Source organism: Thalassobium sp. R2A62, from assembly GCF_000161835.1.
Classification (GTDB): Bacteria; Pseudomonadota; Alphaproteobacteria; order Rhodobacterales; family Rhodobacteraceae; genus Thalassobium.
On sequence record NZ_GG697169.2, the window covers coordinates 1,911,491 to 1,925,766 of the forward strand.

12 protein-coding genes are annotated in these 14,276 nt (G+C 56.9%); all 12 read left to right on the top strand.

Features of this window, described 5'->3' with window-relative positions; genetic code table 11:
- Positions 1-27 precede the first annotated feature (27 nt).
- On the top strand, positions 28-651 hold the full coding sequence (locus tag TR2A62_RS09445; protein WP_009160429.1) for a TRAP transporter small permease: 624 nt from the start codon (positions 28-30) through the stop codon (positions 649-651).
- Positions 652-656: 5 nt separating this feature from the next.
- Complete coding sequence (locus tag TR2A62_RS09450; RefSeq protein ID WP_040821381.1) at positions 657-1,982, top strand: TRAP transporter large permease; 1,326 nt, start codon at positions 657-659, stop codon at positions 1,980-1,982.
- Between the two features lie 129 nt (positions 1,983-2,111).
- Positions 2,112-4,967 carry a monovalent cation/H+ antiporter subunit A gene (locus TR2A62_RS09455; protein WP_009158328.1) on the top strand — a complete coding sequence of 952 codons (2,856 nt, stop codon included), beginning with the start codon at positions 2,112-2,114 and terminating at the stop codon, positions 4,965-4,967.
- Position 4,968: 1 nt separating this feature from the next.
- Positions 4,969-5,328 (top strand): Na+/H+ antiporter subunit C, encoded by a 360-nt coding sequence (locus TR2A62_RS09460; protein ID WP_009159152.1) that lies wholly within the window; start codon positions 4,969-4,971, stop codon positions 5,326-5,328.
- A complete protein-coding gene (locus TR2A62_RS09465; RefSeq protein WP_009160666.1) occupies positions 5,325-6,869 on the top strand; it encodes a monovalent cation/H+ antiporter subunit D in 1,545 nt (514 codons plus the stop codon). Before TR2A62_RS09460 ends, TR2A62_RS09465 begins: the two co-directional genes overlap by 4 nt.
- 1 nt (position 6,870) lies before the next feature.
- Positions 6,871-7,371 carry a Na+/H+ antiporter subunit E gene (locus TR2A62_RS09470; RefSeq protein WP_009158792.1) on the top strand — a complete coding sequence of 167 codons (501 nt, stop codon included), beginning with the start codon at positions 6,871-6,873 and terminating at the stop codon, positions 7,369-7,371.
- Positions 7,368-7,655, top strand: a complete 288-nt coding sequence (locus TR2A62_RS09475; RefSeq protein ID WP_009159665.1) for a K+/H+ antiporter subunit F — start codon at positions 7,368-7,370, stop codon at positions 7,653-7,655. The genes TR2A62_RS09470 and TR2A62_RS09475 overlap by 4 nt, the downstream gene beginning before the upstream one ends.
- Positions 7,652-8,035: a monovalent cation/H(+) antiporter subunit G gene (locus tag TR2A62_RS09480; protein WP_009160494.1), complete on the top strand. Its 384-nt coding sequence runs from the start codon at positions 7,652-7,654 to the stop codon at positions 8,033-8,035. The genes TR2A62_RS09475 and TR2A62_RS09480 overlap by 4 nt, the downstream gene beginning before the upstream one ends.
- 225 nt (positions 8,036-8,260) lie before the next feature.
- Positions 8,261-11,464, top strand: a complete 3,204-nt coding sequence (locus tag TR2A62_RS09485; RefSeq protein WP_040820555.1) for a 2Fe-2S iron-sulfur cluster-binding protein — start codon at positions 8,261-8,263, stop codon at positions 11,462-11,464.
- A 191-nt stretch (positions 11,465-11,655) separates the two neighbouring features.
- Entirely contained in the window at positions 11,656-13,068 is a 1,413-nt protein-coding gene (locus tag TR2A62_RS09490; protein WP_009158284.1) for a cytochrome ubiquinol oxidase subunit I, read from the top strand.
- A gap of 12 nt (positions 13,069-13,080) precedes the next feature.
- Positions 13,081-14,085, top strand: a complete 1,005-nt coding sequence (gene cydB / locus TR2A62_RS09495) for a cytochrome d ubiquinol oxidase subunit II (protein ID WP_009159438.1) — start codon at positions 13,081-13,083, stop codon at positions 14,083-14,085.
- A complete protein-coding gene (locus tag TR2A62_RS18145) occupies positions 14,085-14,189 on the top strand; it encodes a DUF2474 family protein (protein WP_083791051.1) in 105 nt (34 codons plus the stop codon). The genes cydB and TR2A62_RS18145 overlap by 1 nt, the downstream gene beginning before the upstream one ends.
- Positions 14,190-14,276 lie beyond the last annotated feature (87 nt).

Sequence of the window (14,276 nt, forward strand, 5' to 3'; positions counted from 1 at the left end):
GGTCGCCATCACGGGGCACAATCCATCATGTTTGACCGCATCGAACGGACTGTTTCCCGTATCAGCACCACTTCCGCCTTGGTCGGCGGCATGGGCCTTCTCTTTGCCACTGTGCTGACCTGTATCTCCATTATTCTCAAATTGATCCGCCGCGGTCTCGATGCGGTGTTCGGTCCGACCAACATCCCCGAGACCTTGCTCTGGGTGCGCCCCATTCTGGGCGAAGAGGAACTGGTGCAATGGGGTGTCGGCTTTGCGCTGTTTGCAGCCCTCCCTTACGTGATGTTCCAACGCGGCCATATCAAAGTCGATCTGTTCGAGCCGTACTTTGGCACGCTCGGCAATCGCATCTTGGCTCTTGCGGGGGACGTGCTGTTCTCCTTGATCGCCTATCTGATTTTGACCCGCCAATGGTTCTTGATGTTCAAAAAGGCCCGCGGTGATGATCCGAAATGGATCGAACTCTTTTTCACCGGTGATTGGTCAGAGATCGCCGATCGGTTGCGCGACAACCTGGAGAGCCAAGTGCTCGGGCTAAAATTATGGCTCGGATACCTCGTCGCAGAAGTCTGCGTCGCAATCTTCTTTTTCGTGGCTTTGTTTTGTGTTTGGCGTTCAGCCCGCGCCTTGGTCCAAGGGCGGGCCACATAATGGACATTAGCAGCTTCCAAATCGGGCTTCTTAGCTTCCCAGTTCTTCTGACTTTGATCTTTCTTCGCATCCCTCTTGCGGCGGCGATGTTCTTCGTGGGTTTGACCGGCACCTACCTGATCAGCGGCAACACGCGGATGATCGACAGCCAGCTCAAAACGTTCACCTACGGCAATCTCACGAACTATTCGCTCTCGATCATTCCGCTGTTCCTGTTGATGAGCGAATTTGCCACCCGTGGCGGGATGTCCCGTTCATTGTTCAAGGCGGCCGAGGCCTTTCTGGGCCACCGCAAAGGCGGGCTCGCGATGGCCGCGATTGGTGCATCGGCAGGCTTTGGCGCGGTTTGTGGGTCATCACTGGCCACAGCCTCATCCATGGGCAAGGTCGCGCTGCCCGAACTCAAACGCGCAGGCTATTCGGGTCCACTGTCGACCGGCGCGTTGGCCGCAGGCGGTACGTTGGGCATTTTGATCCCACCATCGGTCGTGTTGGTCGTCTATGCGATCTTGGCCGAGGAAAACATCGCCAAATTATTCACCGCCGCGTTCCTACCCGGGTTTATCGCAATGCTGGGCTATATGGTGACGATCGCGATCTACACCCGTGTCGTCCCAAACTCTGGCGCCGCATTGCCCCGCCAACCATATGCCGACCGCATGCGCGCGTTGTGGAATGTCTGGCCCGTCGCTGTGATCTTTGGTCTGGTGATTGGTGGCATCTACACGGGCGCATTTTCCCCGACCGCCGCTGCTGCCGTGGGTGTCGCAGGCACTGGCATCGTCGCGCTTGCAAACGGCGGACTGACCAGATCAGCGCTGCGGGATAGTCTGCTTGCAACCGCGCAAACCGCTGCCATGATCTTTTTCATTGTTCTGGCCGCTCAGGTGTTTAACTCGTTCCTCTCTGCCGCCCAAGTTCCACAGTCCCTCGCCACCTACTTTATCGAGGCCGAGCTGAACCCTTGGACGATCCTGATTGGCATGCTCGTGCTCTATCTTGTGTTGGGCACCGTGATGGATTCCCTTGCGATGATTTTTCTCACTGTACCGATTTTTATCCCGATCATTGCGCAGCTCAATTTTGGCATTCCACCAGCCGAGGTCGGCATCTGGTTCGGTATCCTTGTTCTCATGTCAGCCGAGATCGGACTGATTACACCGCCCGTTGGATTGAACCTGTTTGTCATCAACGCGATGGCCAAAGACGTCTCGATTGGTCAAACCTATCGCGGTGCCTTGCCATTTGTGTTGTCCGACATTCTGCGGATTATTTTGCTCGTCGCGTTTCCGTCAATTACGCTTGGATTGGTCCGACTGTTCTACGGTTGACGCCAATTTTATCAAAACCTGCGCCAAAACGATCCGTATTAACCCGTATTGCATGCGGTTTCGCTTGAGCTAAATGTCAATTTAACACAAAACATGTAAACTATTTCAGTCCGCAGATCAGGAGTTCGCGTGTCCCTCTTCCTTATCGTCGCTTTGCCCTTCCTGGGCGCGCTCTTGCCCGGATTGATGAATACCGCTGGCCGTGCCGCTTGTGCTGGTGTCACCTTTACCGTGACCCTCGCCGCTCTGATCGGCCTCCTGACAAATCTGCCAGCCGTTCTCGCGGGCGAAGTGGTGACCACAGGGTTTGACTGGATCCCAGTTCTCGGCCTCAATGTGACCCTAATGCTCGACGGCTTGGGCTTTTTCTTTGCCTGTTTGATCCTTGGGATCGGCCTGTTGATCATCACCTACGCGCGCTTTTATCTCGCCCGCGAGGACAACATGGGCGAGTTCTTTACCTATCTCTTGCTGTTCCAAGGCGCGATGGTCGGTATTGTTCTGAGCGACAACATCCTGCTTCTCTTGGTGTTCTGGGAGCTGACGTCGCTGTCGTCTTTCCTGTTGATCGGCTTTTGGAAGCACCTCCCCGAAGGACGCCAAGGCGCGCTTATGGCTCTGACGGTCACAGGTATGGGCGGCCTTGCGATGATTGGTGGCATGCTGATCCTCGGCAATATCGTCGGCAGCTATGACCTAAGCGTCATTTTGCAACATCGCGACATGATCCAAGCATCGCCGCTGTATCTGCCCGCCCTGCTATTGATCCTGCTGGGTTGCTTTACCAAGTCGGCGCAATTTCCGTTCCACTTTTGGCTGCCCCACGCGATGGCGGCGCCGACGCCTGTGTCGGCCTACCTGCACTCGGCTACGATGGTTAAGGCCGGTATCTTTCTCATGGCGCGGATGTGGCCAGTTCTGTCAGGCACACCTGAATGGTTCATGATCGTCACTTCGGCGGGCCTGATCACAATGGTACTGGGCGCTGTGATCGGTTTGTTCAAACATGACCTCAAGGCGCTACTGGCCTTTTCGACTGTCAGCCACCTAGGCCTGATCACGATGCTCTTGGGCACTGGCACGGCCTTTGGCGCTATGGCGGCCGTGTTCCACATTCTCAACCACGCGACGTTCAAAGCGGCGTTGTTCATGTCCACGGGCATCATCGACCATGAAACCCATACCCGCGATATCCGTCGGTTGGGCGGCCTGCGCAAATTGATGCCAATCACCTTTGTCATCGCGACAATCGCCGCGCTGTCTATGGCAGGCATCCCGCTGCTTAATGGTTTCTTGTCGAAAGAAATGATGCTGGAAGAGGCCGGTCACACCGTCCTGTTTAGCTCGCCTTATCTGGTGCCGGTTCTTGCCACGATCGGCTCGTTGTTTTCAGCCGCCTATTGCTTCCGTCTAATCAGCCACACGTTCCTCGGACCGGTGCGCGACGACTATCCTGCCCACCCGCATGATCCACCTCTCGGTCTTTATGGCCCACCCGCGTTGCTAGTTGTTCTGGTTGTTGTGATCGGCATCGCACCGTTCTTGGTCGAGCCCTTTGTCAGAACCGTGACCGCCACCGTTCTTGGCGACGCCGCATCATTGTCCAAGGCACATATCAAAATCTGGCATGGCCTCGTGCCCGCGGTCTTCATGTCGATCGCAGCCGTCGTTGGTGGCCTGATTATGCTGGCTGCGTTCAAACCCGCCCTGCGTCTATGGGATGCCGCACCCCGCCCAGAGGCCAAGTCGATCTTTGACGCAATCATTTTCGCCTGTGTTGGACTGGCCCAGCGCATCACGCACACGCTGCACGATGGCGCGTTCACACGGTACGCCGCGATCTTTGGCGTGACCGTGGTCGCCTATGGCACCTTTGCGTGGCACACCGGAACCATTGGTGCGGCGACGCGCACCCCGCAGGTCGCAACGCCCGTCCAATACGCAAGCTGGCTCATGTTGGTCACAGCGACTGTGGGCATGGCGTTCTTGCACCGCAATCGCCTGCTGTCGCTGATGCTGATCGGGATCGTCGGCCTGATAGTGTCTGTCGGATTTGTATTCTTTAGCGCACCCGATCTTGCCATGACCCAATTGACGGTTGAGGTGGTCACGATCATCCTGCTTCTCTTGGCGCTGAACTTTCTTCCCAACCGCACCCCAGTTGAAAGCAGCGTTGTCCGGCGCACACGCGATATCGCGGTGGCCACCGTGACTGGTATCGCGGCAACTGTGCTGTCCTATCACTATCTGCTGCGCGACACAGTTGCCCCCAGCATTTCAGATTTCCACCTCGCCAATTCCTACAAAGGTGGGGGCGGCACGAACGTCGTGAACGTGATCCTCGTCGATTTCCGTGGCTTTGATACCTATGGCGAAATCATCGTGCTTGGGATCGCAGCGCTGTTGATCTATGCGTTGACCGAAACCCTATTGGGTGGACCCGTGCGTGCGCGCCTGTTGAACCGCAAACCGGACCAACCCCGTTCGGGCAACATGCATCCGATGATGATGGTTGTGATGACCCGCGTGATCATGCCCGTTGTCTTGATGGTCGGTTTCTACATCTTCTGGCGCGGCCACAACGAACCAGGCGGCGGATTTATCGCGGGCCTGATCGTGTCGATCGCGGTTGTCATGCAATATATGGCGAGCGGGTTCTCTTGGACCTCGGCGCGGTTGCGCTATCCGTACCACGGCGTCATCGGCGCAGGTGTCTTGGTCGCAGGTCTCACAGGGATCGGATCATGGTTCTTTGCCAAGCCGTTCCTGACGTCTGACTTTACCTACGTCCGCATCCCACCATTCGAAAAATTCGAGCTGGCCACGGCCGCACTCTTTGACCTTGGTGTGTTTCTCGCCGTCGTCGGTGCTGTGATGCTGTCACTCGAGAGCTTCTCACGCCTTGCGCGCCGTGCCCATGTCCCGGACACAGAACACCCGATGGACATCGACCCATCCCGCAACTCTGACACAGTGGAGGCCTAAGATGGACATCCTCAGCCTCGCCAACACCGAATTCTTCGTGGCGTCCGCCATTGGCATTCTAACAGCCGCCGGCATGTATCTGGTGATGCGCATGCGCACCTTCCCAGTCATCATGGGCGTCTCGTTGCTGACCTACGCGGTCAATGTATTCCTCTTTGCATCAGGTCGATTGGTCATTGGCGCACCGCCAATCCTAACGGACGCCGAAACCTACACCGATCCCCTGCCCCAAGCGCTTGTTTTGACCGCCATTGTCATCTCGTTCGGCATGACGGCGGTTGTTGTGATGATTGCACTGGGTGCGTACCTCGGATCGGATGATGATCACGTCGATGACACCGTGTCGGAGGATGCGCCATGATGCATTGGATCATTCTCCCCGTCGTGCTGCCTGCCTTTCTTGCACCGTTTATCGTGCTGGCCGCGCGCTATCACATCGGCATCCAGCGGGTGATCTCGATTGTGGGTATCCTGTCTTTGATCGCGATTTCTGCGGGTCTAGCGTGGCAAGCCTCTGATGGCACTGTCACACTCTACCAACTGGGTGATTGGGCGGCTCCCTTTGGCATTGCGCTGGTCGCGGACCGACTGTCGACAATGATGGTCCTGCTCACGTCGGTTCTGGCATTCTTTGTCATGCTCTATTCAATTGGGTCCAACTGGGACCAACGTGGGCGTCATTTCCATGCGCTGTTCCAGTTCCAGCTTATGGGGATCATGGGCGCGTTTCTCACAGGTGACCTGTTCAACCTCTTTGTCTTCTTCGAGGTTTTGCTGATCGCGTCTTATGGCCTGATGATCCATTCGGGCGGCAACCCGCGCCTGCATGCGGGTGTGCAATACGTCCTGTTCAACCTGCTTGGCTCGACACTGTTTCTGTTTGCTCTCGGCGCCATCTATGCGGAAACAGGCACGCTCAATATGGCGGACCTTGCGCAACGTGTGACCCTAATTGACCCCGCAGCCACCGTTGGCATTCGCATCGCCGCCGTTTTGTTGCTGATGGTCTTTGCGATCAAGGCCGCAGTGGTCCCACTGCATTTCTGGCTACCGTCCAGCTACGCTGAAGCGCCAGCACCCGTGGCCGCGCTGTTTGCCATCATGACCAAGGTTGGCGCCTACGCGATCATCCGCGTCTATACGATGATCTTCCCACCCGATCTGGCAGTAACCTCTGGGCTCTTTGGCGCATGGCTGTTGCCCGCTGCATTGATCTCGCTCGCCCTTGGAATGATCGGTTTACTCGCCGCAAAACGGCTAGACCGTCTGGTGGCATTTTCCGTCATCGGATCGATGGGCATGGTTATGGTGGCAATCTCGCTCTTTAGCCCAGCGGGCATCACCGCCGCGCTCTATTACATCGTCCACTCGACATTGGCTGCCGCGGCGCTGTTCCTCATCACCGATTTGGTGCGGGCGGGTCGATCCAATCTCGACATCACAGCACAGTCACCGATTGCGGGTGCCGTCCCGACGGCCGCTTTGTACTTTGTTGCCGCGATCGCGATGGCGGGCCTACCCCCACTGTCAGGATTTGTCGGCAAACTTTTGATCCTGAATGCAGGGTTCGAAACGACAACCATGGCATGGATTTGGTCCGTCGTTTTGATCTCTAGCTTGATCAGTGTCGTAGGTTTTGCGCGTGCAGGCAGCACCATCTTTTGGAAGGCGGCGAGCGTACCCCATCCAGAAGACCACACGCCCGCCGAACCGCCCAGCATCATGGCCTATTCGGCAGTTGGAGGCCTGATCGTGCTGCTCATCGCACACACAGTCCTTGCGGGTCCGATGACCAACTACGCGAACAAGATGTCCACACAACTGTTCCAGCCAGACACCTATATCGAAACCGTCCTAGACACCCCCGGCAAACTGTCCGGCGCAGATGCAAAGGAGCACTGAGATGAAACGCTTTATCCGCTCGATCTTGCCGCATCCCGCACTGACAGTCCTGCTTGCCGTTGTCTGGACCTTGCTCCAAAACCAAGTTTCGGCCGGTATGGTCGTCTTTGGCATCATCCTCGGGATAATCATTCCTTTGGGGACAGCCCGTTGGTGGCCGGATCGTCCTCAGTCGATACATCTGGGCCGGATGCTCAGCTATTGCATCATCGTGATGTGGGACATTCTGGTGGCAAATGTTCAGGTCGCTTGGATCGTTTTGACCAAATCCAATGATCGCATGCACCCGTGTTGGGTCGTGATCCCGCTGGATCTGAAATCCCCCGAGGCCATCAGCATTCTTGCAGGCACCATCACCCTGACACCCGGCACTGTTTCGGCGGACCTGTCAGATGACGGGCACAGCCTGCTAGTCCATGCGCTTGATGCCCAAGACGCAGATGCTGTGCGCGACGAGATCAAGACCCGCTACGAAGCCCGCCTCAAGGAGATTTTCCTATGACCCTGATCGCAAATCTCATGGGCGTTGCACTCGTGCTCGCTTTTGTCATTGTCGCAGTGTCCCAGATCATGGCGATGGTGCGCCTGTGGATCGGCCCGAACAGCGGTGACCGAATTCTTGCGCTCGATACAATGGTCATCAATGCAATCGGCTTGATCATCCTGCTGGGCATCTACCAAGGCACCCGTATCTATTTCGAGGCCACGCTTATCATCGCGATGCTTGGCTTTGTCTCGACTGTGGCACTTGCACGATTTGTTTTGCGCGGGGATGTGATCGAATGAGCATTCTCTTTAACGCCGCCGCCGTCATCTGCCTGTTCCTTGGAACGATCTTTATGTTGGTCGCAGCCATTGGCCTGATCAAATTGAACACGCCCATGGCGCGCGTCCACGCACCGACCAAGGCAGGAACCGTCGGCGTTGGCGCATTTCTGTTCGCGTCCATCCTTTCGTCCTTTGCGAATGGAAACGGATCTCTGAACGAACTGTTGATCATGGCGTTTCTCTTTGTAACAGCACCCGTCTCTGCCCACTTTATTGCCAAGGTGAACATCCACAAAGGTGCGTGCGTCACACCACCTGACCTCGACGGTGATGCACTGTGGTCAACGCTGAACGTGCCAGAAGAAGATCGCGACATTCAGGAACAAGCAGACGTCTGATCCTGATGGTTGCAGCGGTTCCTACGAACTGTGCGATATCCCAGTTGGGCTAAAAGAATTCACCGTTGATCGTGTCCCGTCTATCCAATGACATCGATTGGACCTAGGCATTTGAAAATGCCATCATGCGCTACAATGAAGGGTGCGAAGGTTCGAAACAGCCAAACCGCTTGCGCCTTGCCGATGAATGCTGTCCGTTAGGCAAACAGCATTGCAGGCCCGAATATGAAGCTCTTTTCCACAAAGTCTCGCCGACCTCATTTGGGGCCGTATCCACTAGAACGGCTCGCCCGCGTGCACACAGCGGGTGGCGCAAGCGCGCTGCCGCCAGAAACACCTCTGTCGTTTGACCGACAAGATGACCCCAACAGCATCGTCAATGCGATGCGCGATCATCAGGCAATGATGGATGCAATCCGGGTGGGACGCACAAACCCCAACCCAGCCACGATCCCGCACGATCCAACAGATCGGGCACACCACCTCAAGGCGTTTGGCTATTTCACAGATGCCTCAATGGCGGGTATCGGCACGATCCCAGACACAGCCCGCCTAGACGCGCCCACCGTCAACGCGGACGTGTCGCGCCTGATCCATGATCTCAAGACACGGCAGACGAAATCTCTGGCGGCTGGGATGGATATCATCATGGCCGAACTGGCCGAGGGCGCCGACACAGATCACGGCCCAATCGACACGCACACCCATACTCTGGTGTTTTTGCACGAACACCACCGCGACCCGCGCAAAGACGAACCCGGCACCGATTGGATCCAAAACGCCCAAGCCCACCGCGCCGCCATCCTCGGCACAGAGAGCGCCGTGGTCATCGCCAACTACATCCGCCTCTTGGGCTTTGATGCCCGCGCGCATACACCCACAGCCAGCGACGTCCATCTGGGCCAACTCGCGCTCGCCGCCGGTCTTGTCACCAACGAAGATGGTCAATTGGTCGCCCCCTATCTGGGGACAGGGTTTGGGCTGACGGCCATCACGACCACACTGCCGCTCACCCCTGATCTGCCACTGCTGCCCATGGCTGACCAGCCTAGGCTTCGCGCCTTTGGTCCCGCTTGGTGGCTGGGGTATGGCACCGACAAAAGCGCGCGAAATCGCGATCCTTACCGAACTCGCGACTACCGCATGGGGGCGCATCCGTTCGAAACCCTCAAGCGCAAGGACCAACCGACCACCTATATCGACGAGCCGAATGTCCCGCGCGTTCCAAAGCGCGCCGACCTCTTTGCACGCGCGCAATTTGGCGACATGGGCGCCAAAGTGCAAAACGCAACCAAGGGCGGCGCGCATATCCGCAAATCCGCCCCCGCCACGGCTCAACGTACGGCTCTGGGGGCGTTCACACTGCTTCAAGACGGGCCAACCGCTATTTACGCACCACTGACCGATGCCCAGCGCAATGGTGCGAACCTGCGCGGTGCGAGCTACTTTTTAGGAGCCGATGCCGTCGGCCTGTCACGCTGTCCCGAATGGACGTGGTACAGCCACGACGCACGCGGCGACGAGATCGACCCACCCCACGACCAAGCCGTCAGTATGATCATCGACCAAGGGTTCGAAACGACTGAGGGCACATCAGGCGATGATTGGATCAGCGTCAGCCAATCCATGCGCGCCTACCTTCGGTTTTCGCTGGTGGGTGGCGTGCTCGCGCGTCACATCCGCGATCTCGGCTACCCTGCCAAAGCACATAGCGTCATGGACGGCGAAGTGCTGCAACCGCCACTCTTGTTGCTTGCCGGACTGGGCGAAGTCAGCCGCATTGGCGAGGTTATTCTCAATCCATTCCTTGGCCCGCGGCTCAAATCAGGTGCCGTGACAACGACCATGCCGATGGACCACGACAAACCCGTCGATTTTGGCCTTCAGAGCTTTTGTGAAAGCTGCAACAAATGTGCCCGCGAATGCCCATCAGGCGCGATCACGGCAGGCCCCAAGTTGATGTTCAACGGCTACGAGATTTGGAAATCAGACAGCCAGAAATGTGCGACCTACAGGATCACCAATTTGGGCGGCTCCATGTGCGGCCGCTGCATGAAAACCTGCCCTTGGAACCTCGAGGGTTTGTTCGCCGAACGCCCGTTTCGTTGGGCAGCAATGACACTGCCCAAGGCGGCACCTGCCTTGGCACGGCTCGACGACATGTTGGGCAACGGCGAAATCAATCCGGTCAAGACATGGTGGTGGGATCTGGAACTGAACGAGACCGGTGGATACGGCGTGCCGAACCTGACCCCCAACGCCCGTCCGCTGCAAAGGGACCTCGACCTGAAATACGAGGATCAGACTTTGGCAGTCTATCCCGCCCCCCTAGCGGCTCACCCTTATCCCTATCCCGACCCCATGGACCGCGAGGCTGGGATCGAAGCCTATCAGGCGATGATCACCGCCGAGGAATACCGCGAGCGTTCGGCTGCTGGGGATGACAGCCACATGCACCGTACGGCCCCCGCGGCGGACGCACCCGTTGTACAGGTGATTGTCGATCGTGTGACGCAAATGACGCCCGACCTTGCCCACTACCGATTGGTATCCGCAACAGACGCGCCATTGCCACCTTGGACCGCGGGCGGGCATTTGGATGTGGTTGTGACACCTGATTTGTTGCGCCAGTATTCTCTGTGTGGCGATCCTGCAGATCGGTCATGCTACGAAATTGCCGTGCTGCGTGAACCAGAGGGGCGTGGTGGCTCGCAAATGTTGCACCGCCTGTTCACACAAGGGCGCAGGCTCTTTGTCTCGAAACCCATCAACCATTTCGAACTGGTCCAAGACGCGCCCCACAGCCTGTTGATGGGTGGCGGCATCGGCATCACACCAATGATCGCCTTTGCACATCGTTTACACGCGCTTGGTCGTCCCTTTGATCTGCATTATTCCGTGCGCAGTCGTAGCACAGCTGGATTTATCTTTGCGCTCGGACAGGTCCCTTGGCGCGACAACGTCCACCTCTATATCAGCGACGAAGGGACCCGAGCCGATCTCGATGCGATCATGACAAACCTGCCTGCCTCTGCGCATCTCTACACCTGTGGACCAGAGGCCTATATGGCCGCCACGCTCGACGCAGGCAGCCGGAATGGGTTCGATGACGACAACCTGCATGCCGAGTATTTCTCGGCTCCTGAGACACCTGACCACGTGAACACACCCTTCACCTTGCGGCTCAAAGACGGCCGAGAGTTTGAGGTCGCACCTGACGCGACTGCAGCCGATACGCTCAATGACAACGGTATCTCTGTCGACGTGAAATGCTCGGATGGGATTTGCGGGGTTTGCAAATGTGCGTTGGTTTCTGGCGACGTCGAACACCGCGACTTTGTCCTGTCCAAAGCGCAGCGTGAGACAAACATTATCCTGTGCCAATCTCGTGCCAGCCAATCCAGCGGCATCATAGAAATTGATCTCTAGACCCTCACGAACACCGTTCTGTCGACAGACCCAAATCCTGTGAGACGCCATCAATCACGACGGCTGAAACGGCGAAATAGCACGTTCATTTCTGCACTGCGGCATGCCGCCACACTCGCCCTGTTTTCCTTGCTTACATAGGGTTCGAGCATAGATGTGTTGTAACCAGAAATCTCATATGGAACGTCCAAATGTTTGAAGGTTTTTCTGCAGAAGTCCTCGCGCGCTTTCAGTTTGCATTCACTGTTTCTTTCCACATCATCTTTCCTGCGTTCTCGATCGGGTTGGCCAGCTTTCTCGCCGTCTTGAACGCGCTGTATTTGGGCACGCGCGATGAAACCTACCTGACGCTCTTCAACTACTGGAAGAAGATCTTTGCCGTGGCATTTGGCATGGGTGTCGTGTCGGGCATTGTGATGTCCTACCAGTTTGGAACAAACTGGTCAGTTTTCTCGGATCGCGCCGGACCTGTGATTGGCCCGCTTATGGCCTACGAAGTCCTCAGCGCCTTTTTCCTTGAGGCAGGCTTTTTGGGGATCATGTTATTTGGTCGCGACCGCGTGGGCGAAAAACTCCATATGTTTGCAACGGCCATGGTCGCGTTTGGCACACTCATGTCTGCGACTTGGATCTTGTCAGTGAACTCTTGGATGCAGACCCCAGCAGGGTTTTCCATCAATGACGCGGGCCAATTCGTGCCCGAAGATTGGTGGGCCATCGTGTTCAACCCATCCTTTCCCTATCGGCTGGTTCACATGGTGCTCGCGGCCTTCCTGACCACTGCCTTTGTTGTGGCGGCGGTCGGTGCCTATCACCTGCTGCGCGACCATAGGAATGCCTGCGCAAGACGCATGTTCTCAATGGCGATGTGGATGGCTGTCATCGTCACGCCGCTTCAAATCTATGCGGGTGACTTGCACGGCCTGAACACGCTGAAATACCAGCCCGCCAAAGTTATGGCGATGGAAGGTCACTATCATAGCTATCCAGACGGTGCGCCGCTGATCCTCTTTGGCATCCCCAATCCCGAGGAAAAGCGGATCGATTATAAGATCGAAATCCCCAAGCTGTCGTCGTTGATCCTCAAGCATGGCCTCAACGCGCCTTTGGATGGTCTGGATACCATCCCAGACGAAGATGAGCCACCCGTGGCCATCGTATTCTGGTCGTTCCGCATTATGATCGCGATTGGCTTTGCGATGCTGGGCGTTGGTCTGCTGTCGTTGGTGCTCCGCATACGTGGCCGGCTCTATGAAACACGGATCTTTCACCGCATTACGATGCTGATGGGACCGACCGGATTTATCGCCGTGCTCGCCGGATGGGTCACCACCGAGGTGGGGCGCCAACCCTTTACTGTCTACGGGCTGATGCGCACGTCTGACAGCCTTGCACCGGTCGAAGCCCCCGCCGTTGCCGCATCCTTGATCGCCTTTATCGTCGTCTACTTCTTTGTGTTCGGTGCAGGGACTTTCTACATCCTGCGGATGATGGGCAAGGAACCCAGCACGATCAAACTGGGTCTTGATGTGGGTCCGATCCGTTCGGCTGGCATCACACCAGCCCAACAAATGAAGCCCGACACCGTATCGGTTGGCGAATAAGGAGACGACAACATGATCTTTGACCTCGCATTTATCTGGGCCGGTATTATCGCCTTTGCTGTTTTGGTGTACGTCATCCTCGACGGTTTTGACCTAGGCGTCGGCATCCTGTTCCCGTTTGCCAAAACCGAATCCGACAAGGACGTCATGATGAACACTGTCGCCCCCGTTTGGGACGGCAACGAAACATGGCTGGTGCTCGGGGGTGGTGGCCTCTTTGCCGTGTTCCCGCTGGCCTATGCCGTGATCATGCCTGCCCTCTATCTGCCGATCATCCTGATGCTCTTGGCGTTGGTGTTTCGCGGCGTGGCCTTTGAATACCGCTGGCGCACACAGCGGTGGAAAGGCGTCTGGGACATGGCGTTCTTTGGTGGCTCAACACTGGCCGCTTTTACCCAAGGCATCGCTCTGGGCGCATTGGTCCAAGGCATCGAGATCACAGGCCGCGCCTATTCAGGCGGATGGTGGGACTGGTTCACACCGTTCTCTGTTCTGACAGGTGTGGCGGTCGTGATCGGTTATGCGCTCTTGGGGGCGACATGGTTGGTGATGAAAACCAAGAATGACCTGAATGTCCAAATGCGCGCCTTTGCCAAACCACTGGCGGTCGCCACTGTGGTTTGTGTTGGCCTCGTGAGCGTCCTGACCCCGTTCCAAGACCCCGTATATTTCGAACGCTGGTTCACCATGCCCGGCGTGTTCTACACATCAGCAGTGCCAACTCTGGTTCTGGTGCTCAACTACACCCTGTTCAAAGGTCTGTATTCGGGCCGTGAAATTTCGCCCTTCTTGTCGGCCCTGTCACTGTTTGTGGTCAGCTTTGTCGGCATTGGCATCAGCTTTTACCCCCATATCGTCCCACCGGATCTCACGATCTGGCAGGCTGCCGCACCAGATAGCAGCCTCGCGTTTGCTCTGGTTGGAACTGTGGTCTTGGTGCCGGTGATCCTAGGCTACACCGCCTACGCCTACTGGGTGTTCCGCGGCAAAGTTGACCCAGAGGATGGGTACCACTGATGAAAACTCTCAAACGCCTCGCATGGTTCGCTAGCATCTGGGTGGTCAGCATCACAGCCCTCGGGATCGTCGCCTACGCCATTCGCTGGGCCATCGTCCCCTAAAAACCAAAACGCGCCGCGGATGACCGCTGGCGCGTTTTTGATTTTCCAGTGCGAGAACAACGCAAAGCACAGCCAGATCAGGCCGCA

What these genes read in the sequence shown, in the direction of transcription:
- TR2A62_RS09480 (WP_009160494.1), top strand. Translation starts at nt 7,652, where the DNA reads ATGAGCATTCTCTTTAACGCCGCCGCCGTCATCTGCCTGTTCCTTGGA.
- TR2A62_RS09490 (WP_009158284.1), top strand. Translation starts at nt 11,656, where the DNA reads ATGTTTGAAGGTTTTTCTGCAGAAGTCCTCGCGCGCTTTCAGTTTGCA.
- TR2A62_RS09485 (WP_040820555.1), top strand. Translation starts at nt 8,261, where the DNA reads ATGAAGCTCTTTTCCACAAAGTCTCGCCGACCTCATTTGGGGCCGTAT.
- cydB (WP_009159438.1), top strand. Translation starts at nt 13,081, where the DNA reads ATGATCTTTGACCTCGCATTTATCTGGGCCGGTATTATCGCCTTTGCT.
- TR2A62_RS09445 (WP_009160429.1), top strand. Translation starts at nt 28, where the DNA reads ATGTTTGACCGCATCGAACGGACTGTTTCCCGTATCAGCACCACTTCC.
- TR2A62_RS09460 (WP_009159152.1), top strand. Translation starts at nt 4,969, where the DNA reads ATGGACATCCTCAGCCTCGCCAACACCGAATTCTTCGTGGCGTCCGCC.
- TR2A62_RS09470 (WP_009158792.1), top strand. Translation starts at nt 6,871, where the DNA reads ATGAAACGCTTTATCCGCTCGATCTTGCCGCATCCCGCACTGACAGTC.
- TR2A62_RS09465 (WP_009160666.1), top strand. Translation starts at nt 5,325, where the DNA reads ATGATGCATTGGATCATTCTCCCCGTCGTGCTGCCTGCCTTTCTTGCA.
- TR2A62_RS18145 (WP_083791051.1), top strand. Translation starts at nt 14,085, where the DNA reads ATGAAAACTCTCAAACGCCTCGCATGGTTCGCTAGCATCTGGGTGGTC.
- TR2A62_RS09475 (WP_009159665.1), top strand. Translation starts at nt 7,368, where the DNA reads ATGACCCTGATCGCAAATCTCATGGGCGTTGCACTCGTGCTCGCTTTT.